The sequence below is a fragment of the Telluria aromaticivorans genome, from assembly GCF_013003915.1.
Lineage (GTDB): Bacteria > Pseudomonadota > Gammaproteobacteria > Burkholderiales > Burkholderiaceae_D > Telluria > Telluria aromaticivorans.
In genome coordinates this window covers 251,721-276,227 of sequence record NZ_JABAIV010000002.1, presented here as the reverse complement: position 1 = coordinate 276,227, position 24,507 = coordinate 251,721, and the positions used below count along the sequence as shown (strand labels likewise).

Genomic DNA, 24,507 nt, shown 5'->3' with positions numbered 1-24,507 from the left:
GCACTCGGGAAGTACCGGTTTTGCCTATGACGGAAAGCCTTTGGCACGCATGCGTTACACTTGTCCGTCATGCCTTGTCCCGCCGGAGAAACTATGTTGAACGACCAGCTGCGCCACATTCTGCTTGCCATGCCAAAGGCCGAATTACATATCCATATCGAAGGCTCGCTGGAGCCGGAGCTGATATTTGCGCTGGCACAAAGAAACGGTGTCTCGCTGCCCTATCCCTCGGTCGAGGCGTTGCGCGAGGCCTACGCGTTCAGCGACCTGCAATCCTTCCTGGACATTTATTACGCCGGCGCCAGCGTGCTCCTGACCGAGCAGGATTTCTACGACATGACGGCCGCCTACCTGGCGCGCGCCGCGCTTGATAACGTTCGCCACACCGAGATCTTCTTTGATCCGCAGACCCATACCGCGCGCGGCGTTCCCTTCGAGACCGTTATCACGGGCATATGGCGCGCCTGCCAGGACAGCCCTGTCAGCGCCAGCCTGATCATGTGCTTCCTGCGCCACCTGTCCGAAGAAGAAGCGCTGGCCACGCTCGACGAGTCGCTGCCTTACCGCGACAAGTTCATCGGGGTTGGCCTCGATTCGTCCGAGGTCGGCCATCCGCCCGAGAAGTTCGCACGCGTGTTCGAGCGCGCCCGCCAGCTTGGCCTGCGGCTGGTGGCGCATGCGGGCGAGGAGGGCCCTCCCGCCTATATCGAAAGCGCGCTCGACGTGCTCAAGGTCGAACGCATCGACCACGGCGTGCGCAGCCTGGAAAGCCCGGAGCTGGTGGCGCGCCTGGTGCGCGAAAAAATGGCGCTGACCGTGTGCCCGCTGTCGAACATCAAGCTGCGCGTGTTCGACGTCATGGGCAGTCACAACCTGCGCGAGCTGCTCGACCAGGGCCTGGTGGCCACCGTCAATTCCGACGACCCGGCCTATTTCGGCGGCTACATGAACGACAATTTTCTGGCCGCCTTCGAAGCGCTGCCGCTCGATGCAGGCCACGCGCGCCAGCTGGCGCACAACAGCTTCGCCGCCTCCTTCCTCGACCCGGAGCGCAAGCGCGCCTACCTGGCCGAGGTGGACGCCTTCTTCGCCACCCCTTCCTTCGCCAACCCATAAGGGCAGCACATGTTCAGACAGTCCCTCCGCATGACCGCGCGCGACTGGCGCGCCGGCGAACTGCGCTTCCTGCTGGTGGCCCTGATCGTGGCCGTGGCAGCATTGTCCTCGGTCGGCTTCTTCATCGACCGCATGCGCGCAGGCCTGAACCGCGACGCCCACCAGTTGCTCGGCGCCGACCTGCTGGTCAATGCCGACGACCCGATCCAGAAAACCTGGCGCGAGGAAGCGCGCCGGCGCGGCCTGCTGGTGGCGGAAACCGTGGCCTTCCAGAGCATGGCGCAGGCGGGCGAGGGCGACGCCTCCGCCGCCCAGCTGGCCGCGGTGAAGGCCGTCGAGCCGGGCTACCCGCTGCGTGGACAGCTCGGCATCACCACCAATCCCGACGAGGCGAGTGGCGCCATCGGCCGGAAGACCCGCGCCACGCCCGAGCCGGGCACGGTCTGGGTCGACGCCAACCTGCTGCCGGCGTTGCGCGTCGGTGTAGGCAGCAACATCCAGCTGGGGGACAAGACGTTCCGCATCGCGCAGCTGATCGCCACCGAACCCGACAAGGGCGCCTCGTTCGCCAATTTTGCGCCGCGCGTGATGCTGTCGCTGCAAGACCTGCCGGCCACCAGACTGGTGGACGAATTCTCGCGCGTGACCTACCGCTTGCAAGTGGCGTCGACCTCGAAGAACGACATGGCGACCGTCGCCGCCTTCGAAAAATGGCTGCGTGCCGACCTGGCGGCGCGCAACGTGCGCGGCGTGCGTATCGAAACCCTGGAAAACGGCCGCCCCGAGATGCGCGCTACGCTCGACCGCGCCGACAGCTTCCTGTCGCTGGTCGGGCTGCTGTCGGCCATGCTGGCGGCCGTAGCGGTAGCCATGGCGGCGCGCCGCTTCATGCAGCGCCACCTGGATGCTTGCGCCATGCTGCGCTGCCTTGGCATGACCCAGAACGAAGTGGGCGCGCTCTACCTGATCGAATTTGCGCTGGTCGGCCTGGCGGGCAGCGTGCTGGGCGTGCTGGTGGGCTTCGGCGCCCACTTCATCCTGCTGGAGCTGATCGGCAGCCTGCTGCCGCCTGACCTGCCGCCGGTGTCGATGCTGCCGGCGCTGCAGGGCATCGCTACCGGTTTGCTGCTGCTGGTCGGCTTCGCGCTGCCGCCGGTGCTCCAGCTGCGCAACGTGCCGCACAACCGCGTTATCCGGCGCGAAGCGGCGGCCCCGCAGCCGCTGGCGCTGGCCACTTATGGCCTGGGCATCGGCGTGTTCCTGGCGCTGCTGCTGTGGCAGGCCGGGGATACCAAGCTGGCCCTGATGACAGCTAGCGGCTTCCTCGGCGGCCTGGGCGTGTTCGCGCTGGTGGCCTGGCTGGGCCTGCGCCTGCTGCGCCACCTGCGCGGCGCCTTCAAGCACCAGGGCTGGCGCTTCGCCATCACCTCGCTGCAGCGGCGTCCCGGCGCCACCGTGGTGCAGGTGGTGTCGCTGTCGCTCGGCCTGATGGCGCTGCTCCTGCTCACCGTGGTGCGCGGCGATTTGATGTCGGCCTGGCGCACGGCCACGCCGCCGGATGCGCCGAACCGCTTCATCATCAATATCCAGCCGGAACAGGCGCCGGGCGTCGAACGCCAGTTGGCGGGCGCCGCCGTCAAGGATGTGACGCTGTTCCCGATGATCCGCGGCCGCCTGACCGCCATCAACGGCAAGCAGCTCACCCGCGACAGCTTCCAGAACGGCGAAGCGCGCCGCATGGCGGAACGCGAATTCAACCTGTCGACCACAAGCGAGCTGCCGGAGTCGAACGAGGTGGTGGCCGGCAAGTGGTTCGCCGACGTCCCCGGCGCGGCCGCGGCGATGGGCGAAGCCTCGGTCGAGCAGAAGCTGGCGCAGACCCTGGGCCTGAAGCTGGGCGACGTGATGCGTTTCGACATGGGCGGCCTGGTGGTGGAATCGAAGGTGACCAGCCTGCGCAAGCTCGAATGGGGCTCGATGCGGGCCAACTTCTTCGTCATCATCAATCCGCAAGCGATGGTCAATGCCCCGCGCAGCTACATGACGGCTTTCCACCTTCCCGGCAGCGCGGGCGGGCTGACCAACAGCCTGACGCGCGCCTACCCGAACCTGACCGTGATCGACGTCTCCGGCATCATCCGCCAGCTGCAGGACGTGCTCGACCAGGTCGTGGTGGCGGTGGAATTCCTGTTCGTGTTCACGCTCGCCTCGGGCGTGCTGGTGCTGTATGCGGCGCTGATGGGATCGCAGTCAGAGCGCACGCGCGAAGCGGGACTGCTGCGCGCGCTCGGCGCCACCAAGGGGCAGCTGGCGACGGCCCAGCGCATCGAATTCATTTTGGTGGGCAGCCTGTCCGGCGTACTGGCCGCCAGCGGTGCGGCAGCGATGGGCTGGGCGCTTGCGGAATACGTCTTCAAGTTCCCGTGGCGTTTCGAGCCGGGCGTGTGGCTGGCCGGTGTGGCGGTGGGCGTGGTGTGTGCGCTGCTGGGCGGCTGGCTGGGCCTGCGCAGCGTGCTGCGCCAGCCGCCGCTGCAGACCCTGCGCGAGGCTTAAGCAGGTTTGCAACAGGGGTGTGCCGGGAGGGCCACGGGCCGTCCCGGCTGCGCTATCATGCTGCCCATGTCCCAATCGTCTATCCCTGAATCCCAAACGCTGTACGACGTGATGGGCGGCGCCAGCCGCCTGCGCGAACTGGTCGACCGCTTCTACGACCTGATGGAGCTGGAGCCGGAATTCGCCGTCATCCACGCCATGCACCCGACCCCCAACGACAGCTCGCGCGAGAAGCTGTTCATGTTCCTGTCCGGCTGGACCGGCGGCCCCGATTTGTTCGTCGAGCGCCACGGCCACCCGCGCCTGCGCGCGCGCCACCTGCCGTTCGCGATCGGCACCCAGGAGCGCGACCAGTGGCTGCGCGCGATGGCCTGGGCGATGGAAGACCTCGGATACGACGAAGCACTGCGGATGCGGCTGATGCAGTCGTTCTACCAGACTGCCGACTGGATGCGGAACAAGGCGGACTGACATGGGATTCATTGAACTCCTGATCGTGCTGGCTGCACTCATCATCATCGTCCTGCAGCTGCTGTTACTTCACCGCGCCCGCAATGCAGGCGACGGCCGCCACATCGAACGCCTGGAGCGCGAGCTGCGCCTGGAGCTGCAATCCACCGCCCAGGCCACGCGCCAGGAGATGGCAGGGCACATGGGCCAGTACCATGCCGCCGGCGTGCAGCAGTTCGACAGCATGCGCCAGCAGATGCAGCTGCAATCGAGCAGCGGCCGCGAAGAGCAGGCGCGCGCGCTCAAGCGCTTCGCCGACACGCTGCAGCAGACCCTGTCGAACCTGACCGAATCGAACGCCCAACGCATGCTGGAAGTGCGCGGCACGCTGGAAACCAAGATCCGCGACCTGCAGAACGACAATGCGAAGCGCCTGGAAGAGATGCGCCAGACCGTCGATGAAAAGCTGCACGCCACGCTGGAAACGCGCCTGACCGAATCCTTCAAACAGGTCAGCGACCGGCTCGACAAGGTGCACCAGGGCCTGGGCGAGATGCAGCAGCTGGCGATCGGCGTGGGCGACCTGAAGCGGGTGCTCACCAACGTCAAGACCCGCGGCACCTGGGGCGAAGTGCAGCTCGAGATGCTGCTCGAGCAGGTGCTCACCAATGACCAGTATGCCAAGAACGTGGAGACCGTCGCCGGCACCGGCGCGCGGGTGGAATTCGCGATCAAGCTGCCGGGTGTGCTTGATGGCGGCGCGCCCCTGTGGCTGCCGATCGACGCCAAGTTCCCGAAAGAGCAGTACGAACGCCTGCTGGAAGCCGCCGACCGGGCCGACGCCGACGGCGTGGCACGCTTCGGCGCCGAGCTGGAACGCGCGGTGCGCCTGGAAGCCAAGACCATCTGCGAGAAATACGTGTCGCCGCCCCAGACCACCGACTTCGCGATCCTGTTCCTGCCGACCGAAGGCCTGTATGCGGAAGTGATGCGCCGTCCCGGCCTGGCCGACGACCTGCAACGCACCCTGCGCGTGTCGATTGCCGGCCCGTCGACCCTGTCCGCACTGCTCAACAGCCTGCAGATGGGCTTCCGCACGCTGGCGCTGGAAAAGCGCTCGTCCGAAGTGTGGCAGGTGCTTGGCGCGGTGAAGACCGAGTTCACCAAGTTCGGTGATGTGCTGGCGACCACCAAGGCAACCCTGGAAAAGGCCGCCAGGAACATCGAAGGCGCCGAAGTGCGCAGCCGCGCCATGGCGAAAAAATTGAAGTCGGTGGAAGCCTTGCCGGCCGAAGCGGCGCAACTACTGCTCGGCTCGGAAAGATCGGATATTGATGAGTGACGGTAGCGTGGGCGGGGTAATTCCGGGCAATGCCCGGAATTACGAACGCCCACGCTGTCGAACGGATGCGTCCTCGCGCTGCTTATTCGAACCTCATGTCTTCACACTCCGGATTGCCACCCCAATCCGGCGCATAAATCCCCTCACGAACATATCTCGCAAACGTCGAATACGTCCACGCCGACGCCGCTTGGATCAACCCATGTTTCACTGGATTGAAGTGGATGTAATCGATATGGCGTTCCATATCGTGCTCGTCATGAAGCTGGTGTTCCCAAAACCTGCGCTGCCAAATCGGCGCTTCGCGCTGGCGCTGTCGCGATCTGGACAACGATGCGGGGTACAAGTCGCGGCACATGTAGGAAACGTCGTGCTTGATCTGCGACCATCGTGTGGAGAAGTTGGTATCGCCATCTGGTAGCGTCCAGATGCAGTGCAGATGATTCGGCATCAGCACCATCGCATCGGTCTGAAACGGGAGGCGCAGTCGAACCCGTTTGATCGCAGAGCGTAGGGCTTGGCGTACAGGCTCATCGCACAGGATGGGGCCCCGGTCGTGAGTCACGACCGTAAAAAAGTAGGAAGTGCCGGTGAAGGCGCGGCGATAGGAGGACATCGGCGCATCGTAGGGCAGCATCCAAAAGGCGATGTGTGGCCGATCAAACGTTGACCGCGTGGGCGGCAGAGCCACCCACCCTACATCAAACCCTCAAATATTAAGACATCGACCATGTCGCCCGTCACGACATTGCCCTGCTCGTCGTGCAACACCACCATGCAGTTCGCCTCGGACATCGAGCGCAGGATGCCCGAACCTTGCGAGCCGGTGATGCGCACTTCTGGCTGGCCGTCCGCACCCTGCGACAGGATACCGCGCTGGTATTCGGTGCGGCCGGGCTTCTTGCGGATCGCTACGCTCGAGCGTGCGCGCAGCAGGGGCAGCGGGGCGTCGGCGCCCATCATGCGCAGCAGCGCTTCGCGCGCGAAGAAGTAGAAGGACACCATCACCGCCACCGGATTGCCCGGCAGGCCGAACAGGAAAGCGCTGCGGCCGTTCGACTTGATGCGGCCAAAGGCCAGCGGGCGCCCGGGGCGCATGCCGATCTTCCAGAAAGTCACGTCGCCGAGTTTGCCCATGACCTGCTTGGTATAGTCGGCCGCGCCGACCGAGACCCCGCCCGAGGTGATGATGGCATCCGCGTTCTCGCAGGCGCTGCGCAAGGCGTCTTCCAGCGCTTGCGGGTCGTCGCGCACCACGCCCATATCGATGAAGTCGCAGCCCAGGCGCTGCAGCATGCCGTAGATCGTGTAGCGGTTGCTGTCGTAGACGCAGCCCTCAATAAGCGGTTCGCCGACGGAACGCAGCTCGTCGCCGGTCGAGAAGAAAGCGACACGCAGGCGCCGCTGCACCGCGACTTCGGGCATGCCGAGCGATGCCAGCAGGCCCAGGTCGGCCGGGCGCACGATGCGGCCGGCCTTGAGTGCTTCGCTGCCGGCTTTCAGGTCTTCGCCGGCGAAGCGGCGGTTGTCGCCAGGGCGGATCACGCCGGCGCCCAGGCTGATGCTGTCGCCATCCTGCTTGACGAATTCCTGCGGCACCACGCTGTCGCAGCCAAGGGGCATGACGCCGCCCGTCATGATGCGCACGCATTCGCCCGATTGCGGAACGAGGCCGGACGGATTGCCGGCGAAAGCCGTGCCGATCACCCGCAGCGTCACCGGCGTATCGACAAGCAGGTCGTCGCCACGCAGCGCAAAGCCATCCATCGCCGAATTGTCGTGCGCAGGCACGTCGATCGGCGAGATGACATCTACAGCGAGCACACGGCCCAGCGCAGCGCGCAGCGCGACCTTTTCGATCGAACGCACGGGTTGGACGAAGTCTCGGATGATGCGCTGGGCGTCGCGCACCGGCAGCGCGTCCGGGTCGTAGCCGTCCAGGCAGCTGGTTACCTTGGCCAGCGTCGGCGGCAGCGTGTCGTCCAACACGTGCAGCTCTTCGAGCGTGTTGATGTTGCGGAAGGCATCGGCATCGTCGAACAATACCTCGACCGCCTTCAGGCCCTTGTACCAGCCATCCATGCGCCGTCCGCCCTCGGCAAGATACTGCGACAACACCGGCAGCCGGCTCGCCTTCACCAGGCAGAACACCGGATGCGCCTGCGGGCGCATGCCGGGCTCCTGGGTCACGGCGAAGGCGAGGTCGGCGTCCGCGTCTTCGACCGCGGCGGCCAGCCTGACAGCCAGGTCTTGCGGCAGGAAGGGCGAATCGCAGGGCACGGCCAGCAGCCATGGAGTGACGCAGTGGCGCAGTCCGGCTTCCAGCCCGGCCAGCGGACCCGCGAAACCGGCCGTTTCATCGGCCCACACGGGGGCAGCGAGTTCCAGCCAGGCTTCCAGGTTGCGGTTGGCGTTGACCATGACGCTGCCGACCTGTGGCACGAGCCGGTCGATCACATGCTGGGCCATCGTGCTGCCGCGGAAGGGCTGCAGGCCCTTGTCCACATTGCCCATGCGCGAGCCGCGCCCGCCCGCCAGGACCAGTCCTGTAATGAGTTTCTTGTCCATTTTTTTTAACCGCCGATGTAAGACATTTCGACCCGCTTCGCGCCCGGCGCAAGACCCGACGTATCGATGGTGCGGGTTTCCGAATAGCGGTCGGTGCGCCCGCGCCAGAGCTGGGCAACGGCGGCCGACAGCTCCTCGTCCGCGCGGCCGGTGCGCAGCAGGGCGCGCAGGTCGTTGCCGCGGGTGGCGAACAGGCAGGTGTAGAGCTTGCCCTCGGTCGAAAGGCGCAGGCGTGAGCAGTCGTGGCAGAAGGCCTGGGTGACGCTGGAGATCACGCCGACTTCGCCGCTGCCGTCGAGGTAGCGCCAGCGCGCGGCGGTTTCGCCCGCGTAGTTGGCCGAGGTCGGTGCGACCGGCAACTCCGCCCCGATGCGCCGGATCACCTCTGCGGAAGGAATGACCTCGTCCATGTTCCAGCCATTCGAGGCGCCCACGTCCATGTACTCGATGAAGCGCAGGATGAAGGGCGAACCCTTGAAGTGGCGCGCCATCGGCAAAATCTGGCCGTCGTTGGTGCCGCCCTTGACGACCATGTTGACCTTGATCGGCCCGAGCCCGGCCGCGTGCGCGGCGTCCAGGCCGTGCAGTACGTCGGCGACCGAAAAATCGACATCGTTCATGCGGCGGAACATGGCCTCGTCGAGCGCGTCGAGCGATACCGTCACGCGGTCCAGGCCCGCTTCTTTCAGGGCCTGTGCCTTGCGCGCCAGTAGTGAGCCGTTGGTGGTGAGTGTGAGGTCGAGCGGACGCCCGCTCGGCGTGGGCAGGGCGCGCAGCATGCCGACCAGGCGTTCGAGGTTCTTGCGCAGCAGCGGTTCGCCGCCAGTCAGGCGGATCTTCTCGACGCCGTGCGCAATGAAGATGCGGGCGACCCGCGTGATCTCTTCGAACGAGAGCAGCTCGCTGTGCGGCAGGTAGGCGTAGTCCTTGTCGAACACTTCCTTCGGCATGCAGTACACGCAGCGGAAATTGCAGCGGTCGGTGACCGAGATGCGCAGGTCGTGCAGCGGCCTGCCGAGGGCGTCCACAAGCCGTCCGGTGGGCGCGTCCGCCTCTGCCGGCACTGTCAGCATCGGCGAGCGCAAGTCGTTGATCATGATGATTTTTTCAGACATGCCAATACGATAGCACGAGGCCCGCCAGCGCACAGGCGGCGATCAGGCGGATTGGCCCGACCTTGAAGCCCAGCAGGGCGATACTGGCGGCCGCGCCGATGACGATCGCCGCCGGCTGCGCTGTGCCGCCCGCAAAGAACACATGCTGCCCGAAGAATACGGCCAGGCTGGCAACCACCCCGACCACGGCGGCCGAGATGGCGGTGAGGGGCGCCGTGAACCGGACGTTGCCGCGCCCGGACTCGACCAGCGGGCCGCCGGCGAGGATGAAGACGAAGGACGGCAGGAAGGTGAACAGCGCCGCCACCAGCGCGCCGGCCGCGCCGGCAAGCGGCAGCGAATCCGGACCAAACAGCGCATGGGTCCAGCCGCCCACGAAGCCGACAAAGGCCACGATCATGATCAGGGGCCCGGGCGTGGTTTCGCCCAGCGCCAGCCCGTCGATCATCTGCGCCGCGCTCAGCCACCCGTACTTCTCGACCGCACCCTGCACCACATAGGGCAGCACCGCGTAGGCGCCGCCGAAGGTCATCAGTGCTGCCTTGGTGAAGAACCAGCCCATCCGGGCCAGGGTGCCGTCCACGCCGTAGACGGCGGCCAGGGCCAGCCAGGCGGCGAGCGCGAGCCCGCAGCCGATCAGCGCGACCTTGAGCAGGTGGCGCAGCGAGAAGCGGGCATGTTCGGGCGTTGGCGTGTCGTCGTCGATCAGCGCCGGGCCGTAATGCTTGCGCTCTAGCGGATGGCCACCGCCGGGCTGGAATCGGTGCGGCCAGATGCGCCCGCCTATGAGGCCGGCCATGGCTGCCAGCAGCACGATCAGCGGGAAGGGGATATCGAACACGGCGATCGCAACGAAGGCCAGCGCGGCGATCGCGCACAGCACGCCGTTGCGCAGGGTGCGCGTGCCGATGCGCCAGGCGGCTGCGATAACGATGGCGACCACCGCCGGCTTGATCCCGGCCATGATCCCGCTGACCGCCGGCAGGTGGCCCCAGGCCAGGTAGATCCAGGACAGCCCGATGAGCAAGAGCAGCGAGGGCAGGATGAAGAGCAGCCCGGCCATGATACCGCCCAGCGTGCGGTGCAGCAGCCAGCCGATATAGACCGCCAGCTGGGTCGCTTCCGGGCCGGGCAGCAGCATGCAGTAGTTCAGCGCGTGCAGGAAGCGCTGCTCCGAAATCCAGCGGCGGCGCTCGACCAGTTCTGCGTGCATCAGCGCGATCTGGCCGGCGGGGCCGCCGAAGCTGATGAAGCCGAGCTTGAGCCAGTAGAGCAGGGCGACGCGGAGGGGGATGGGGTCGGGGGCTTGCATGGTGTGATCGTAACCCATCAATATGTCGCGGGGCTTGCTGAAGGGACTTCGGTTGCGAAGCTTGGCGGAAGCAAGGCCGGTGGCATTGCTTCCGCCTTCGCCGGGATGACGTGCCGGGGGAGCGGGTAAAAAGTTTGCGCTGTTTGTACCTCTAACTTAAAAACCGTCGTCCCGGCGCAGGCCGGGACCCAAGTTCGCAGCACACCACCAGCGCAAACGAAAAAGGGAAGCCGAAGCTTCCCTTTTTCACCATCTAAGCACCAAGGCTTACTGGCGCGAGGTATCCACCTGGATCAGCGGCTCGTCCACCGGTGCGGCCACCGGCTTGCGGGCACGGCCAACGCGTTGGGTCGACGCGGCCTGGGCAGCGGCTTCCTGGGCGGCGCGCAGCTTTTCCGGATCGGTCGATGCCAGTTGCAGGCCGGCCTTGGACAGCACGTCGTCCATGTTCACCGCTGGCTGGACGGCGACAGGCGCCGGGGCTGGTGCAGGCGCAACCGGAGCCGGTGCGGCGGCCACAGGCGCAGGAGCCGCAACCGGTGCCGGGGCAGTTGGCACAGGTGCCTCAGCAACTTCCACAGGCGCAGGTGCTGCAGCGACCGGGGCAGGAGCAGGAGCAGCAACTGGAGCAGCAGCGACCGGAGCAGGAGCAGCCTCGACAATCGGAACAGCCGCCGCTTGCGCAGCAGCCACCGACGCGCTGGTCGGGAAGGCCCATGCGCCCGCTTCGCCGGCGGCAGTCGCCACCGGTGCTGCAGCAGGAGCAGCAGCAGGAGCAACAGCAGGAGCAACAGCAGCAGGCGCCTCGGCTTGCGCCTTGGCAGCAGCGGCAGCAGCCACCGACGCCGAGGTCGGGAAGGCCCATGGCGCCGGCTCGGCCGATGCCGCGGCCTGCTTGGCCCGTGGCGGACGGCCCTGGGCCGCGACTTTAGCGGCTTCTTCGTCGGCAACCGGCGTAAAGGCCGGTGCGCCTTCTGCACCTTCGACGGCCTCGCTACCCTCGACACCATCGCGGTCGCGGCGGTTGCGGTTGCGGCCACCGCGGCGGCGGCGGCGGCGTGGCTCGTCGCCGTCGGCGTCGAGTTCCTCGCCGGCCGGGCCGGTCGAGGCGACTTTCACCGCGTGCTCGAGCACATCGCCGTGCGGGGTGCTGGTGGACAGTTCGGCCTCGACCGGCACCGGGACCGCGTGCAGTTTCAGTTCTTCTGCCTTGGCTTCGACCGGCTGGGCGGCGCGTTCGCCACGCTCACGCGGCTGGCGCGGTGCGCGTTCCTTGCGCTCGCCCGGTTCCGGACGCTCGCCACGCTCGGCACGTGGTGCGGCTTGTGCGGCTTCGCCACCCTCACGCGCTTCGCGCGGTGGACGTGGTTCGCGTGGTGGACGCGGTGGACGTGCCGGTTTGCCTTCGAGCTCTGCGGCTTTCACGGTCTCGTCGGTTTTGCCGGTTGCGTCACGCTCGCTGCGGTCACGGCCGCCCTTGGCGCCACGGCCGCTGCCGTTGCGGCCACGCTGGCCACGTTCGCCCGTCGACGGGGCAGCAGGCTTTTCAGCCACGACGGGGGCCGGGGCCGGCGCCGGTGGAACCGGCTCGCCCATGAAGAAGTTGCGGATGCGGGCGAAGAAGCCGGTTTCGGCAGGCGCCGGGGCGGCGACTGGCGCGGCAGCCGGGGCGGCGGCAACAGGCTTGGCCGGCTTGGCCGCTTCGCTGCGGTCCACCATCGGTGCCGGCTGGGCCGGGGTGATGGTCTTGACCACGGCTTCCTGGCGCGGCTTGGCTTCTTCTTTCTGGCGCTTGGCGTAGGCCATGTCGGTGTCGGCCGATTCCGCCATCGTGTAGCTGGCGTGGGCGTCTTCCAGGCGCGGGTCGTCGTGCTTGATGCGCTCGAGCTTGTAGTGCGGCGTGTCCAGGTGCTTGTTCGGGATCAGGATCACGGTGATGCGGTGGCGGCTCTCGATCTTGAGCACTTCGCCGCGCTTTTCGTTGAGCAGGAAAGCGGCGACATCGACCGGCACCTGCACGTGGATCGCGGCCGAATTTTCCTTCATCGCCTCTTCCTGGATGATGCGCAGCACCTGCAGGGCGGACGATTCGGTATCGCGGATGTGGCCGGTGCCCGAGCAGCGCGGGCAGGTCACGTGCGAGCCCTCCGACAGCGACGGACGCAGGCGCTGGCGCGACAGTTCCATCAGGCCGAAGCGCGAGATCTTGCCCATCTGGACGCGTGCACGGTCGTGGTGCAGGGCGTCTTTCAGGCGGGTCTCGACTTCGCGCTGGTTCTTGGCCACTTCCATGTCGATGAAGTCGATCACGATCAGGCCGCCCAGGTCGCGCAGGCGCAGCTGGCGGGCGACTTCGTCGGCCGCTTCGCAGTTGGTGTTGAAGGCGGTGTTCTCGATGTCCGAGCCGCGCGTGGCGCGGGCCGAGTTGACGTCGATGGAGACCAGCGCTTCGGTGTGGTCGATGACGATCGCGCCGCCCGATGGCAGCGGCACGGTGCGCGCGTAGGCGGTTTCGATCTGGTGTTCGATCTGGAAGCGCGAGAACAGCGGCACGTCGTCGCTGTAGCGCTTCACGCGGTGCGCCATGTCGGGCATCACGTGGCTCATGAACTGCTGGGCCTGGTCGAAGATGTCGTCGGTGTCGATCAGGACTTCGCCGATATCTGGCTGGAAGTAGTCGCGGATCGCGCGGATCACGAGCGAGGATTCCTGGTAGATCAGGAAGGCGCCGCCGGCCGACTTGCCGGCGCCTTCGATCGCGCGCCACAGCTGCATCAGGTAGTTCAAATCCCACTGCAGTTCTTCGACGTTGCGGCCGATGCCTGCTGTGCGGGCGATTACCGACATGCCCTGCGGCAGGTCGAGCTTGTCCATCGTCTCGCGCAGTTCCTGGCGTTCTTCGCCTTCGACACGGCGCGACACGCCGCCGCCGCGCGGGTTGTTCGGCATCAGGACCAGGTAGCGGCCCGCCAGCGAGATGAACGAGGTCAGGGCTGCGCCCTTGTTGCCGCGTTCTTCCTTCTCGACCTGGACCATGATTTCCTGGCCTTCGCGCAGCGCTTCCTTGATGGTGCAGTTGCGCACGTCGACGCCGTCACGGAAATACGTGCGGGCGACTTCTTTGAAGGGGAGGAAACCGTGGCGGTCTTCGCCATAGCTGACGAAGCAGGCTTCGAGGGAAGGTTCGATGCGGGTGATGACACCCTTGTAGATATTGGACTTGCGCTGCTCTCGTCCGGCTGTTTCGATGTCGATGTCGATCAGTTTCTGTCCATCGACGATTGCTACGCGCAGCTCTTCTTGCTGCGTAGCGTTAAACAACATGCGTTTCATTTTTATTAACTCCGCGGCCCGGGGGCCGTGTCATGCCGCGTTTGTAAGACGCGGCGAAAGTACATGGGATGTACGCGGAGAAAGAATGTTGGAGGGGGGAATACCCGGGTGTGGGGCACGGCGACGCGTAGCGTCGCGGCCGCACAGGGCGCAAATGGAGCCGAACGTCATTGTCTACGCACGCCGCAACCTGCAACTGCTTCCGACTGCCACCACGTTGGGGTGGGCACGGCGGGAACAGCGAGGCGGTGTGCAACAACGAGCCAGACCGAAGCCAGCGAACAACCAGGACCTTGATACGAGGCGATCAACCAGCCTATATTCTCAAGCCTTCAGGTGAAGCCACCATCGGGTCGGGCCACAACGACAAGCGTTATCGACACCATCAACCGGCGAGCCGCCAAACGGGGCGGCTCGCCGGTACTTATCCTTATAAATCCAAACAATCCAATCCTGCACCCACGCGCGCAACCCGATTACAACTGCAGGTGCAACCCTGATTCGCGCCTGAATGTGCGTACACGTTTTTTCCATCGATTTGCACTCTGGCGGGGCCGATGGAGCGCGCCCCTGTGTAAAATATCGTTTTAATTCTTACACCAGCAGAGGTTTGACCGCCGCCTGTCGATTATATATTCAAAATGAAGGACTTAGAGAGAATTTCTGGGAAGACAATGCGAATGGCGATACAAAACGATGTTGTTCCCCCTTCATCACAGCAAGCACTACAGGCGCAGTTCCTTACCATCGCCGAAGAAGAAGCCGGCCAGCGCATCGACAATTACCTGTTGCGCATCTGTAAAGGCGTCCCGAAGAGCCACGTCTACCGCATCCTGCGCTCCGGCGAAGTGCGGGTCAACAAGGGCCGCATCGACCAGCTGTACCGGCTGGTCGAAGGCGACGTGGTGCGCATCCCGCCGATCCGCATCGCCGAGAAAAGCAGCAGCCAGGTGGCGCCCGGCGCCGAGTTCGACATCGTGTTCGAAGACACCCACCTGCTCGTCATCGACAAGCCGGCCGGCGTGGCCGTGCATGGCGGCTCGGGCGTGTCCTATGGCGTCATCGAGCAGTTGCGCGCCTCGCGCCCGCAGGCCAAGTTCCTGGAACTGGTGCACCGGCTGGACCGCGAAACCTCGGGCCTGCTGCTGCTGGCGAAAAAACGTTCCGCATTGACCAACCTGCACGAGCAGATGCGCGATGGCCATACCGACAAGCGCTACCTCACGATGGTGCACGGCGACTGGATCAATAAACGCCAGCATGTAAAGCTTCCTTTACATAAATACACGACGGCGGACGGCGAGCGGCGCGTCGTGGTGCAGGCCGGCGGCATGGAATCGCATACGGTGTTCAATCTGAAGCGCAAGTGGCAGGAATTTGCCCTGCTCGAGGCCGAACTGAAAACCGGGCGCACGCACCAGATCCGCGTGCACCTGGCCTCGAGCGGCTTCCCGATCCTGGGCGACGACAAGTACGGCGATTTCCCGTTCAACAAGGCCTTGCAGAAGGGCACCGCGACCCGCGGCGCGCTCAAGCGCATGTTCCTGCATGCGCACCAGATCACGTTCACGCATCCGGATAGCGGCGAGCCGATGACCCTGCGCGCGCCGCTGCCTGCCGAATGCGAACGATTCTTGGTAAGCTTGGGGCAAGCCGTGGCATGATCGATAATGTTGCATGCTTGTTTTTCGTAGGGTGGGCGGGTTTTCCCGCCCGCGCGTTCAAGCGGCCGCAAGATCATCCCGCACGACTATTCATCCGTTAACTATCACCGCGTGGGCGGTAAACCCGCCCACCCTACAAACCAAGGATTCGGCAGCAAGGCTGCCTACGATAATGCCAAGAAAGCAATTTGACCTGATCGTCTTCGATTGGGACGGCACGCTGATGGACAGCACGGCGACCATCGTCCGCTGCATCCAGTCGGCGGCGCGCGACCTCGGCCTGCCGGTGCCGAGCGACGCTTCGGCTGCGCACGTGATCGGCCTCGGCCTGTCCGAGGCGATGCAGGCCGTGATGCCGGACATCGAGCCGGCCATGTATCCGCGGATGGTCGAGCGCTACCGCTACCATTACCTGACGAAGGACCACGAACTGGTGCTGTTCAAGGGCGTTCGCGAGATGTTGCGCGAACTGAAGCAGGAGGGCTATTTCCTGGCCGTGGCAACCGGCAAGAGCCGCGTCGGCCTGAACCGTTCGCTGAACGCGGCCGGGCTGCTGTCGACCTTCGACGCCACCCGCTGCGCCGACGAGACTTTCTCCAAGCCGCACCCGGCGATGCTGCAGGAACTCACCCGCGAGCTGGGCCAGATTCTCCGCCGCACCGCCATGATCGGCGACACCACGCACGACCTGATGATGGCGACCAATGCCGGCGCCTCCGGCATCGCGGTCGAGTTCGGCGCGCATCCAGTGCACCAGTTGCAGGCTTGCCGGCCACTGTTCTCGGCCAAGTCGATTCCCGAGCTGCATGCCTGGTTGCTGGAGAATGCATGAGGATGACGGGATAATCGTGGAAGATCGCGGCATGTATGTCTGCGAAGCCGCCGCGCTGCTCGACGGCGGCAAGGGCGTGCGCTTCCCGGTCATTGCCTTTGGGCACCCCACCACGGGCTTTGTGGTACGTTACGACGGTAAACCATTTGCCTACCTGAACCGTTGTGCCCATGTGCCGATCGAGCTCGACTGGTCGCAGGGCGATTTTTTCGAGTCCAGCGGGCTGTACCTGATGTGCTCGACCCACGGCGCCATGTATGAACCGGACACCGGCAGATGCGCCGGCGGCCCGTGCCGGGGCGGGCGGCTGCGGCCGATCGCCGTGCTCGAATACGACGGCGGTATCTGGTGGCAACCCGACGCCATGGTGCAGGTCCCGGCAGCTGGCGGGACAGTTTAAGAATCCGGAACCGATTTTGGAACCTATGAGCGACCAACCGAGTCACGACCATCAAGCCGAGCTTCCAGCCGAAAAGCGGCTCGCCGCCAACCCGACCGCGGGCAACTGGGAACGCGAGACCCTCGAAAAGCTGGTGTTCGCCACCGTGCGCGAACGCCGCGCCGCGCGCCGCTGGGGCATTTTCTTCAAGCTTGGCTTTCTGTTGCTGGGAATTATTGCCCTGTTAACCTATTACGATTCCACCTTCGGCTTGGGCGGCGACGAAAACCTGGGGCGGCATACCGCGTTGATCGAAATTAACGGCGAGATCGAAGCAGAAGGCAGCGGCGCGGCGGATACCGTCATTCCTTCGCTGAACAAGGCATTCTCCGATTCCGGCTCGGCCGCGGTGGTGCTGCGCATCGACAGCCCCGGCGGCAGCCCGGTGCAGGCCGGCATCATCGTGGACGAGATCCAGCGCCTCAAGCGCGGCTACCCGGACAAGCCCCTGTACGTGGTGGTGGACGAGATGTGCGCCTCGGGCGGCTATTACATCGCCTCGGCGGCCGACCGCATCTACGTGAACAAGGCCTCGATCGTCGGCTCGGTCGGCGTGCTGATGGACAGCTTCGGCTTTACCGGCACCATGGAAAAACTCGGCGTCGAGCGGCGCCTGCTGACGGCCGGCGAGAACAAGGGCTTCCTCGACCCGTTCAGCCCGCAGTCGGACAAGCACAAGGCCCACGCCCAGGCGATGCTCAACGAAATCCACCAGCAATTCATTTCAGTGGTGCGCGCCGGCCGCGGCAAGCGCCTGAAAGAAACCGCGGAAACCTTCTCGGGCCTGTACTGGACCGGGGCGAAAGCCGTGGAAATGGGCCTGGCCGATGGCTTCGGCACGGTAGATACCGTGGCGCGCGACATCGTCAAGGCCGAGGATATCGTTGACTACACCGCCCACGAAGGATTGCCGGAACGCGTGCTGAAAAAGTTCGGCGCGGCAGTCGGCAATGGGGCCGTGAATGCCGCCTACCGCGGCGCGGTGCCGCAATTAAGATGACATTTTGCTTGCATCCCGCATTTCTTGTTCTATATTGTGTGTAGCGACTTGCGGGACGGGCAGGCCACACTCAGAGGTGTGAATATCCCAACTGAAAGACGCTCCCCCAACTGCACCAAGGGTGCGGCTTCGAGAGAATTCAATTCCTCACAGTTGTGTTCCTTTTCAGGAAATGGAAACGACGGCTCCGGCCGTCGTTTTCATTTCCAGCGCCACGCAGCTCAATTGAGGGTACCGACCTGCTGCGTATCGCCGCCGGGCACGGGCTGGGATTTCCTGGGGACGGGCGCTTCGTCGGGCACCGGGAGCTCGACCGCGTGGAAGCCGCCGCACTCCAGCCAGGCCTGGAAGTCGTGCCGCGCAGCTTCATAGAAGGCGGCGCGCAGGGCCGGCACGCCGGGGTGCAGGTGGGGCGCCTCCCCACCATATTGCCAGCGTGCCAAGGCCAACTGGGCCGGAAAACCGGAAGCGTGAAATCGGGCAATCTTGTGCCGTTCCGCCGTGTTGTTATGTGGCTGGAATGGTCCATCGGTCAGTTGCGCGTCGGTATGCACGGTCATGTCCTATTCTTCGATGCGAGGTAACGCTACTCTAAAGGTTTCCTCGAGCCGTTAGGCGGATTCCTAACGCGTTGAAGTCTATCAATAGGAAATTTCCGAAGCTTGACGTTCGTCAAATGAGTGAATGCATTGAACGTCCGCTCGCAGGATCATTCCAGCGGGGTGGGGCAGCTCCTACCCTGGTGGGGTAGGAGCTGCTGCTGGCGGGTAGGAGTCCAAGCTAGTTCGGGCCTGCCCGTTCTGTTAAAGTGGCGCCCCATGAGCAAACTTTCCCTGGACCGGATCCTGCAATCGCAGGGATTCGGCACCCGCAAATACTGCCGTGCCCTGATCGAGGACGGCGACGTGTCGGTCAACGGCACGGTCGAAGACAATTACAAGGCCACCTTCGACACCGCCGACCTGGTGCTGACGGTATTCGACGAGGAATGGCGCTACCGCGAGCATCTCTACGTGGCGCTGTACAAGCCGGCCAATTTCGAATGTTCGCGCAAGCCGAGCCACCATCCGGGCGTGCTGACCCTGCTACCCGAGCAATTTACCTGGCGGGAAGTGCAGCCGGTCGGCCGGCTCGACCACGACACCACGGGCCTGCTCCTGATGTCGGATGACGGCCCCTTCATCCACGCGCAATCCTCGCCCAAGCGCCACGTGCCCAAGGTATACCAGGCCACGACCGCCGAGCCGGTGACGCCGGAACTGGTAGAGCAATTGCTGGCAGGCGTGCAATTGCACGACGAGCCGGCGCCGCTGAAAGCCCTGTCCTGCGTGCAGCGCGGCGAGCACCTGCTCGAGATCGTGCTGGAGCAGGGCAAATACCACCAGGTCAAGCGCATGCTGGCGGCGGCGGGGAATCACTGCAGTTCGCTGCACCGCTCGCAGATCGGCGGGCTGACGCTGGAAGCGCTGGGGCTGCAAGAAGGCGAATGGTGCTTCCTGGAGAAGGAACAGCTGGATTTGTTGGTGCCGTAAGAATTGCCGCACACCGTAGGGTGGGCAGGGCACAGCAGGCCGGTGGCCTGCTGTGCGCCCACGCGGTGATCGCTTGTGGCTGAAATACCTGGCACGATGATCTTGCCACTGGTTGAACGCGCGGGCGTTCGTCATTCCGGGCATTGCCCGCAATGACCCCGCCCACCCTACCAAAGCAACATACCCCCTTGCCGATGTTGCACCGCCGCAAGCGGTGCGACACGCATCCGTTTTTTCCGCGAAACTGTTGAAAATCCGTAATGTCACTCAGGTGACATCACGGCCGTACCACCGTTTCCGAAGAAAGTCCCATGCATTTGAAATCGATTCCCGCAGCACTGTTGCCGCTCCTGCTCGCCCTTCCCGCCACCGCCCAGCAACTCCCCGCCCAGCTCACCGGCTGCGCCCAGCTCCCCGACACCGCCCAGCGCCTCGCCTGCTTCGACCGCCTGGCCGCTGCCCATGGCGCGATCAATGCGCCCGCGGTGCCTGTTGTAAACGCGAACGCCGCGGCGACCCCCGTCATGCAGCCGACCGCCTTCCCGACCAAGCCCCAGCCCGACGAAGCCGCCTCGATCGACCCGGCCGTCGAAGCCGCCGCCGAACACACCACGGACAGCCACTGGGAACTGAACGAGAAGCACCGCCGCGGCACCTTCGTGTTCCGCCCGCATAACCCGAACTACCTGATCGCCAACCGTACCTACCGCCCGAACGAGTCGCCTTACGAGCCGTTCCGCGCCAAGGATTTCACCGGCAAGCTGTCGCACGCGGAACTGGAATTCCAGCTCGGTTTCAAGATGAAGGTGGTCGAGACCGCGTTCGAGCTGCCGGTCGATTTGTGGTTCGGCTATACCCAGAACAGTTTCTGGCAGGCGGCCAACCGCGAATCGTCGAGTCCTTTCCGCGAGACGAATTACCAGCCGGAGATCATGCTGGTGACGCCGCTGAACTTCAGCGTGCTGGGCACGAATGTGAAATTCCTGAACCTGGGCTTCACCCACCAGTCGAATGGACAGTCGGCGAGCCTTTCGCGCAGCTGGAACCGTTTCTATGCCCAGGTCGGGCTGGAACGTGGCCCGCTGAGCATGAGCGCGCGCGTCTGGAAGCGCGTCAACGAGTCACTCGAGGAAGACAACAACCCCGACATCCTCGACTACCTGGGCCACGCCGAGCTGACCGGCACCTACCGCATGGACGGGCATGAGTTCTCGGCCATGTTGCGCCGTAACCTGCATACGAACAAGGGCGCGACCCAGCTCGGCTGGGGCTTCCCGCTGGCCGGACCGCTCAAGGGCTATGTCAACTGGTTCTCGGGCTATGGCCAGAGCCTGATCGACTATAACTATTTCCAGCGCAGTATCGGCGCCGGCGTCATGGTCAAGTATTAATCCGGGCGTTTAAAATGGCGGGTTGCCAAAGGAACCCGCCATGAAACTCGCCACACTCAAAGACGGTAGCCGCGACGGCCAATTGCTGGTCGTCTCGCGCGACCTGAAGACTGCCCACGTCGCCGACGGTATCGCGCCCACCCTGCAGGCCGCGCTCGACGACTGGGCCTACATCGCGCCCCAACTGCAAGACCTCTACCTGCTGCTGAACGAGGGCAGGGCGGAAGGCCGCGCGCGCCGCCCCTTCGACTTCGACCCGGCTAACTGCATGGCGCCACTGCCGCGCGCCTACCAGTGGGCCGACGGCTCGGCCTATGTGAACCACGTGGAACTGGTGCGGCGCGCGCGCAAGGCCGAGATGCCGGCCTCGTTCTGGGAAGACCCGCTGATGTACCAGGGCGGCAGCGACGATTTCCTGGGGCCGATGGACGACATCGTGCTGGCGCATGAGGAATGGGGTATCGATTTCGAGGCCGAGGTGGCGGTGGTGACCGGCGACGTGCCGATGGGCGCCACGCCCGACGAGGCGCACGGCCAGATCCGCCTGCTGATGCTGGCCAACGACGTCTCGCTGCGCAACCTGATCCCCGACGAGCTGGCCAAAGGCTTCGGCTTCCTGCAGTCGAAGCCTGCCACGAGTTTTTCGCCGGTGGCCGTCACGCCCGACGAACTGGGCGAGGCCTGGCGCGGCGGCAAGGTGCACCTGCCCCTGCGCTCGAGCTGGAACGGGCACCTGGTCGGCCAGCCGCATGCCGGCACCGACATGGTGTTCAACTTCCCGCAGCTGGTCGCCCACCTGGCCAAGAGCCGCAACGTGCGCGCCGGCAGCATCGTCGGCTCGGGCACGGTCTCGAACAAGGACACAAAAAAGGGCTATTCCTGCATTGCCGAGCAGCGCTGCCTGGAGATGATCGCCGATGGCGAAGCCAGCACGCCGTTCATGCGCTTCGGCGACACGATCCGCATCGAGATGCTGGACGAGAAGGGCAAGTCGGTGTTCGGCGCGATCGACCAGGCGGTGAAGCAGCGTTGACCCGTGGGGTGGGCGGCTGCACCTGTGCAGGGGATTATCCCGTACCGTGTGCGCCGCCCGCGCGTTCAAGGAACGTATGCAAACCGCGGAGCATGCTTATCACCGTGGTTTGAACGCGCGGGCGGCTCGAACCTGCCAGTTAATCACCCAGAACGGTGTAGCCGCCCACCCTACGGACCGGACCAGAAGGTATCCGGCGCGCCGGTTCCGCGCAGGTCGACTTCCACCGGCCGGGTGATCCGGCGCAGCGCCTCGGCCCGCAGCAGGCGGCCGTCCGCTTCGTGCAGCCGGTACCAGAGAAAGGCCACGCCGGACAGGCGCAGGTGCTGGCCCGTGAACAGGTTTTCCTTCACGATGGCCAAGCCTTCCAGCCGCAGGTCGGCATCCAGCACCAGGCTGCCGGCGGTACGTTCGCTGTAGCCAAGGTAGCGGGCGGCGTTGAACAGCGGGCTTTTTTCGCTGGCTTCGCCCGCCTTGAGCGAATCGACGAAGGTATCGACCACCTTGAGTTGCGCCAGCGCCGCCTGCGCCACCGCGGCGAATTCCTTCTTCTGCTCGCCCTTGACGGCATCGACCAGGCCCTGCAGCTCGGTGATGCGCCCGGCGTAGGCGGCGCGGTGCCCGGCAAGTGCGCCGACCCGGCCCAGCAGCTTCTCGTAGCGCGCCCAGTCGAGCTCGCCAAGATAGCCGGCGCCCAGCCCGCTGATGCGGCCCGGGCAGGCTTGCGCCAGGGCGCTGGCGAACAGGCTGCGCGCACCTTCGCCATAGCCGATGCCGCTTGCTGCCACGTCGCTGCGCAGCAAGGCGGCGATGTCGGCGCCGGCGCGCACGGTCGCGGGCACGACGGCCAACACCGCCAGTGGCAGCGCGGCCGCGCCGGAGCCGGGCGGGCGGTTGGTGTCGAGGTAAAGCTGGAGTTCCTTGTTCTTGGCGGCCATGTCGCTCGACAGGCGGGAGAGGGCGCTGTCCACGGTACGGGCCGCCACCATGCCCTGGGCCGTGGTTGGGTCGTAGAGGGCGGCCTGGCGGTCGGCGGGCAGCTGCGCGCACAGTTCACCGGCGAGCTCGCGTGCCAGGTCGAAAGCGCGGACCAGCCCGGCGGTGCCGAACTGGCGCGTGTCCACCGTGCCGGCCAGGGCTTTGGACTGGGCCGGGGGCAGGCGCGCCAGCAGTTCGGCGCGTTCGGCTTCGGCCACTGCCTGGCGCGTTTCCGCCTCGAGCTGGCGCGCCCGCAGTTCGGCCAGCTCGGTGGACGGCTGGGCGTGGACAGGCTTGGCCATCGCAAAAAGAAGAAAGAAGGGCAGGAAACAACGGGACGCGGCAGGACGCTGGAAGAAAGATGCCATGGACCAGCTTTCGTTGGCGCGGAATGTTATTCACTACGAATATTTCCGCAAGAAAAGTGTAACAAATTGTGGAGAAATAGTAGGAGAAGTTCAAGGAAGGTTGATTGTGGATAATCAAACTCACTAGAATCGCCCAATTGTTCTTTCACAATCAAGGACTTGCAGACGGTCCTTCTGAAACAGCTTGTAACACCTCCGGACCGTGATAATGTTGAAATGCGATAGAATTGACGAGTTAACAAAGTGGTTCTATGAGTATTTTTAATCTTCCCTATGCCGGCCTTGAGCTGGGCTTCGCCATCACGCTGTTCTGTTCGCTGCTGCTTGTCCTGACGACGCGCTGGCATGGCCGCTATTCGCTCGACGCAACCCAAGGCGTCCAGAAATTCCATATCACCCCGACGCCGCGCGTCGGTGGCGCCGCCATCATGCTCGGCCTGTGGCTGACTTTAGGTGCGCTGTCGGAAAGCCAGCAGGAGCTGCTGCTGCCGGTGCTGGTGGCCGCTATGCCCGCCTTCGTATTCGGCCTGGCCGAAGACCTGACCGGCAATGTGTCGGTGCGGGCGCGCCTGCTCGCCACCATGGCCAGCGGCGTCTGCTGTTGGGGCCTGACCGGCATCAGCCTGGTATCCAGCGGGGTAGCGCCGCTAGACGCGCTGCTGGCCTGGCTGCCGTTCTCGGTGCTGTTCACTGCCTTCGCGGTCGGCGGGGTGGCCAATGCGGTCAACATCATCGACGGCTTCAATGGCCTGGCCAGCGGCACCGTGCTGATCGGCATGGCGGCAGTCGGCCTGATTGCCCAGAACGCAGGCGACGCCGAGCTGGCCCAGCTGTGCTTCATCGTGTGCGCGGTCACCGCCGGCTTCTTCGTCGTGAACTTCCCCTTCGGTAAACTATTCCTCGGTGATGGCGGGGCCTACCTGCTCGGCTTCCTGCTGTCCTGGCTGTCGGTCATGCTGGTCTACCGCAACCCGGGCGTGTCGCCCTGGGCGCCGCTGCTGGCCTGCGGCTACCCCATCTTCGAGACCCTGTTCACCATCGGGCGCCGCCTGTGGTGCCGCCGCCATCCGGGTCATCCGGACAGCTGGCACCTGCACAGCCTGGTGAAAACCGCGATCGCGGCGCGCTATTTCCGCGCGCTACCGGCTTCGCTGCGCAATGCCTGCGTGTCGCCGTTCTCCTGGGCGGTCGCCGTGGTGCCTGCCATGCTGGCAGTGCGCTTCTACGACATGCCCGAAGCGCTGCTGCAGGGCGTGCTGGCCAGCTTCCTGCTGTACCTGTCGGTGTATGCCTTCGTGGTTTCGGCCTGGTGGGCGCGCCGCCGCCGCATGAAGCGCCCGGAGCGGGTCGCCGATATCGTGCTCGAGCAGCCGAACTCCTCCTTCATCCAGCGCGGGCTCTAAGTCCCCACGCCAACCCGGAAGCGTCAAAAACGCGCCATAATCCGGGTTGGCGGGCGCATGCCCGGATTCAATAAACGG

Annotated in this window: 19 protein-coding genes; 12 read left to right on the top strand and 7 right to left on the bottom strand. The window is 65.1% G+C overall.

Going from position 1 to position 24,507, the window contains the following annotated elements:
• Positions 1–93 precede the first annotated feature (93 nt).
• The 4 genes from HGB41_RS06700 to HGB41_RS06685 all read left to right on the top strand — a co-directional run bounded on the left by HGB41_RS06700 (position 94) and on the right by HGB41_RS06685 (position 5,461).
• Positions 94–1,116: an adenosine deaminase gene (locus HGB41_RS06700; RefSeq protein ID WP_171082485.1), complete on the top strand. Its 1,023-nt coding sequence runs from the start codon at positions 94–96 to the stop codon at positions 1,114–1,116.
• A 9-nt stretch (positions 1,117–1,125) separates the two neighbouring features.
• Entirely contained in the window at positions 1,126–3,669 is a 2,544-nt protein-coding gene (locus tag HGB41_RS06695; protein ID WP_171082483.1) for an ABC transporter permease, read from the top strand.
• Between the two features lie 66 nt (positions 3,670–3,735).
• Positions 3,736–4,140, top strand: a complete 405-nt coding sequence (locus HGB41_RS06690) for a group II truncated hemoglobin (protein ID WP_171082481.1) — start codon at positions 3,736–3,738, stop codon at positions 4,138–4,140.
• Position 4,141: 1 nt separating this feature from the next.
• The gene (locus tag HGB41_RS06685) at positions 4,142–5,461 is read left to right on the top strand and encodes a DNA recombination protein RmuC (protein ID WP_171082479.1); all 1,320 of its coding nucleotides are present in this window, start codon (positions 4,142–4,144) and stop codon (positions 5,459–5,461) included.
• Positions 5,462–5,543: 82 nt separating this feature from the next.
• Here HGB41_RS06685 and HGB41_RS06680 read toward each other — a convergent pair whose 3' ends face one another.
• From HGB41_RS06680 to HGB41_RS06660, 5 genes are all read right to left on the bottom strand, one after another.
• Complete coding sequence (locus HGB41_RS06680; RefSeq protein WP_171082477.1) at positions 5,544–6,077, bottom strand: REP-associated tyrosine transposase; 534 nt, start codon at positions 6,075–6,077, stop codon at positions 5,544–5,546.
• Between the two features lie 80 nt (positions 6,078–6,157).
• The gene (moeA, locus tag HGB41_RS06675) at positions 6,158–8,029 is read right to left on the bottom strand and encodes a molybdopterin molybdotransferase MoeA (RefSeq protein WP_171082475.1); all 1,872 of its coding nucleotides are present in this window, start codon (positions 8,027–8,029) and stop codon (positions 6,158–6,160) included.
• Positions 8,030–8,034: 5 nt separating this feature from the next.
• Positions 8,035–9,144 carry a GTP 3',8-cyclase MoaA gene (moaA, locus tag HGB41_RS06670; RefSeq protein ID WP_171082472.1) on the bottom strand — a complete coding sequence of 370 codons (1,110 nt, stop codon included), beginning with the start codon at positions 9,142–9,144 and terminating at the stop codon, positions 8,035–8,037.
• On the bottom strand, positions 9,137–10,456 hold the full coding sequence (gene chrA / locus HGB41_RS06665; protein ID WP_171082470.1) for a chromate efflux transporter: 1,320 nt from the start codon (positions 10,454–10,456) through the stop codon (positions 9,137–9,139). Before chrA ends, moaA begins: the two co-directional genes overlap by 8 nt.
• Positions 10,457–10,723: 267 nt before the next feature.
• The gene (locus HGB41_RS06660) at positions 10,724–13,789 is read right to left on the bottom strand and encodes an Rne/Rng family ribonuclease (protein ID WP_171082468.1); all 3,066 of its coding nucleotides are present in this window, start codon (positions 13,787–13,789) and stop codon (positions 10,724–10,726) included.
• A 680-nt stretch (positions 13,790–14,469) separates the two neighbouring features.
• On the opposite strand from HGB41_RS06660, the gene HGB41_RS06655 reads away from it, so the two are divergent.
• The 4 genes from HGB41_RS06655 to HGB41_RS06640 all read left to right on the top strand — a co-directional run bounded on the left by HGB41_RS06655 (position 14,470) and on the right by HGB41_RS06640 (position 17,724).
• On the top strand, positions 14,470–15,453 hold the full coding sequence (locus HGB41_RS06655; protein ID WP_171082466.1) for an RluA family pseudouridine synthase: 984 nt from the start codon (positions 14,470–14,472) through the stop codon (positions 15,451–15,453).
• Positions 15,454–15,625: 172 nt separating this feature from the next.
• The gene (locus tag HGB41_RS06650; protein ID WP_171082464.1) at positions 15,626–16,285 is read left to right on the top strand and encodes an HAD-IA family hydrolase; all 660 of its coding nucleotides are present in this window, start codon (positions 15,626–15,628) and stop codon (positions 16,283–16,285) included.
• On the top strand, positions 16,278–16,685 hold the full coding sequence (locus tag HGB41_RS06645) for a Rieske (2Fe-2S) protein (RefSeq protein ID WP_171082462.1): 408 nt from the start codon (positions 16,278–16,280) through the stop codon (positions 16,683–16,685). Before HGB41_RS06650 ends, HGB41_RS06645 begins: the two co-directional genes overlap by 8 nt.
• Before the next feature lie 25 nt (positions 16,686–16,710).
• On the top strand, positions 16,711–17,724 hold the full coding sequence (locus HGB41_RS06640) for a S49 family peptidase (protein WP_171082460.1): 1,014 nt from the start codon (positions 16,711–16,713) through the stop codon (positions 17,722–17,724).
• 221 nt (positions 17,725–17,945) lie between these two features.
• Here the strand turns inward: HGB41_RS06640 and HGB41_RS06635 are convergent, their stop codons facing one another.
• Positions 17,946–18,284 carry a hypothetical protein gene (locus tag HGB41_RS06635; protein ID WP_171082458.1) on the bottom strand — a complete coding sequence of 113 codons (339 nt, stop codon included), beginning with the start codon at positions 18,282–18,284 and terminating at the stop codon, positions 17,946–17,948.
• Between the two features lie 258 nt (positions 18,285–18,542).
• Between HGB41_RS06635 and HGB41_RS06630 the strand changes: the two genes are divergently transcribed.
• The 3 genes from HGB41_RS06630 to HGB41_RS06620 all read left to right on the top strand — a co-directional run bounded on the left by HGB41_RS06630 (position 18,543) and on the right by HGB41_RS06620 (position 21,680).
• Positions 18,543–19,256, top strand: a complete 714-nt coding sequence (locus tag HGB41_RS06630) for a pseudouridine synthase (RefSeq protein ID WP_171082456.1) — start codon at positions 18,543–18,545, stop codon at positions 19,254–19,256.
• 311 nt (positions 19,257–19,567) lie between these two features.
• Complete coding sequence (locus tag HGB41_RS06625) at positions 19,568–20,647, top strand: phospholipase A (protein WP_171082454.1); 1,080 nt, start codon at positions 19,568–19,570, stop codon at positions 20,645–20,647.
• Between the two features lie 40 nt (positions 20,648–20,687).
• On the top strand, positions 20,688–21,680 hold the full coding sequence (locus tag HGB41_RS06620; protein WP_171082451.1) for a fumarylacetoacetate hydrolase family protein: 993 nt from the start codon (positions 20,688–20,690) through the stop codon (positions 21,678–21,680).
• 170 nt (positions 21,681–21,850) lie between these two features.
• Here HGB41_RS06620 and HGB41_RS06615 read toward each other — a convergent pair whose 3' ends face one another.
• Positions 21,851–23,026, bottom strand: a complete 1,176-nt coding sequence (locus HGB41_RS06615) for a hypothetical protein (protein ID WP_229422859.1) — start codon at positions 23,024–23,026, stop codon at positions 21,851–21,853.
• A gap of 251 nt (positions 23,027–23,277) precedes the next feature.
• Between HGB41_RS06615 and HGB41_RS06610 the strand changes: the two genes are divergently transcribed.
• Positions 23,278–24,429, top strand: a complete 1,152-nt coding sequence (locus tag HGB41_RS06610; RefSeq protein WP_171082450.1) for an MraY family glycosyltransferase — start codon at positions 23,278–23,280, stop codon at positions 24,427–24,429.
• Positions 24,430–24,507: the final 78 nt, after the last annotated feature.

Bases quoted from the DNA above. Each gene is read 5' to 3' on its own strand.
- HGB41_RS06655 (WP_171082466.1), top strand. From the start codon at position 14,470: ATGGCGATACAAAACGATGTTGTTCCCCCTTCATCACAGCAAGCACTA.
- moaA (WP_171082472.1), bottom strand. From the start codon at position 9,144: ATGTCTGAAAAAATCATCATGATCAACGACTTGCGCTCGCCGATGCTG.
- HGB41_RS06690 (WP_171082481.1), top strand. From the start codon at position 3,736: ATGTCCCAATCGTCTATCCCTGAATCCCAAACGCTGTACGACGTGATG.
- HGB41_RS06615 (WP_229422859.1), bottom strand. From the start codon at position 23,026: ATGGCATCTTTCTTCCAGCGTCCTGCCGCGTCCCGTTGTTTCCTGCCC.
- chrA (WP_171082470.1), bottom strand. From the start codon at position 10,456: ATGCAAGCCCCCGACCCCATCCCCCTCCGCGTCGCCCTGCTCTACTGG.
- HGB41_RS06660 (WP_171082468.1), bottom strand. From the start codon at position 13,789: ATGAAACGCATGTTGTTTAACGCTACGCAGCAAGAAGAGCTGCGCGTA.
- HGB41_RS06625 (WP_171082454.1), top strand. From the start codon at position 19,568: ATGCATTTGAAATCGATTCCCGCAGCACTGTTGCCGCTCCTGCTCGCC.
- HGB41_RS06620 (WP_171082451.1), top strand. From the start codon at position 20,688: ATGAAACTCGCCACACTCAAAGACGGTAGCCGCGACGGCCAATTGCTG.
- HGB41_RS06685 (WP_171082479.1), top strand. From the start codon at position 4,142: ATGGGATTCATTGAACTCCTGATCGTGCTGGCTGCACTCATCATCATC.
- HGB41_RS06635 (WP_171082458.1), bottom strand. From the start codon at position 18,284: ATGACCGTGCATACCGACGCGCAACTGACCGATGGACCATTCCAGCCA.
- HGB41_RS06610 (WP_171082450.1), top strand. From the start codon at position 23,278: ATGAGTATTTTTAATCTTCCCTATGCCGGCCTTGAGCTGGGCTTCGCC.
- HGB41_RS06680 (WP_171082477.1), bottom strand. From the start codon at position 6,077: ATGTCCTCCTATCGCCGCGCCTTCACCGGCACTTCCTACTTTTTTACG.
- HGB41_RS06650 (WP_171082464.1), top strand. From the start codon at position 15,626: ATGCCAAGAAAGCAATTTGACCTGATCGTCTTCGATTGGGACGGCACG.
- HGB41_RS06695 (WP_171082483.1), top strand. From the start codon at position 1,126: ATGTTCAGACAGTCCCTCCGCATGACCGCGCGCGACTGGCGCGCCGGC.
- moeA (WP_171082475.1), bottom strand. From the start codon at position 8,029: ATGGACAAGAAACTCATTACAGGACTGGTCCTGGCGGGCGGGCGCGGC.
- HGB41_RS06630 (WP_171082456.1), top strand. From the start codon at position 18,543: ATGAGCAAACTTTCCCTGGACCGGATCCTGCAATCGCAGGGATTCGGC.
- HGB41_RS06640 (WP_171082460.1), top strand. From the start codon at position 16,711: ATGAGCGACCAACCGAGTCACGACCATCAAGCCGAGCTTCCAGCCGAA.
- HGB41_RS06645 (WP_171082462.1), top strand. From the start codon at position 16,278: ATGCATGAGGATGACGGGATAATCGTGGAAGATCGCGGCATGTATGTC.
- HGB41_RS06700 (WP_171082485.1), top strand. From the start codon at position 94: ATGTTGAACGACCAGCTGCGCCACATTCTGCTTGCCATGCCAAAGGCC.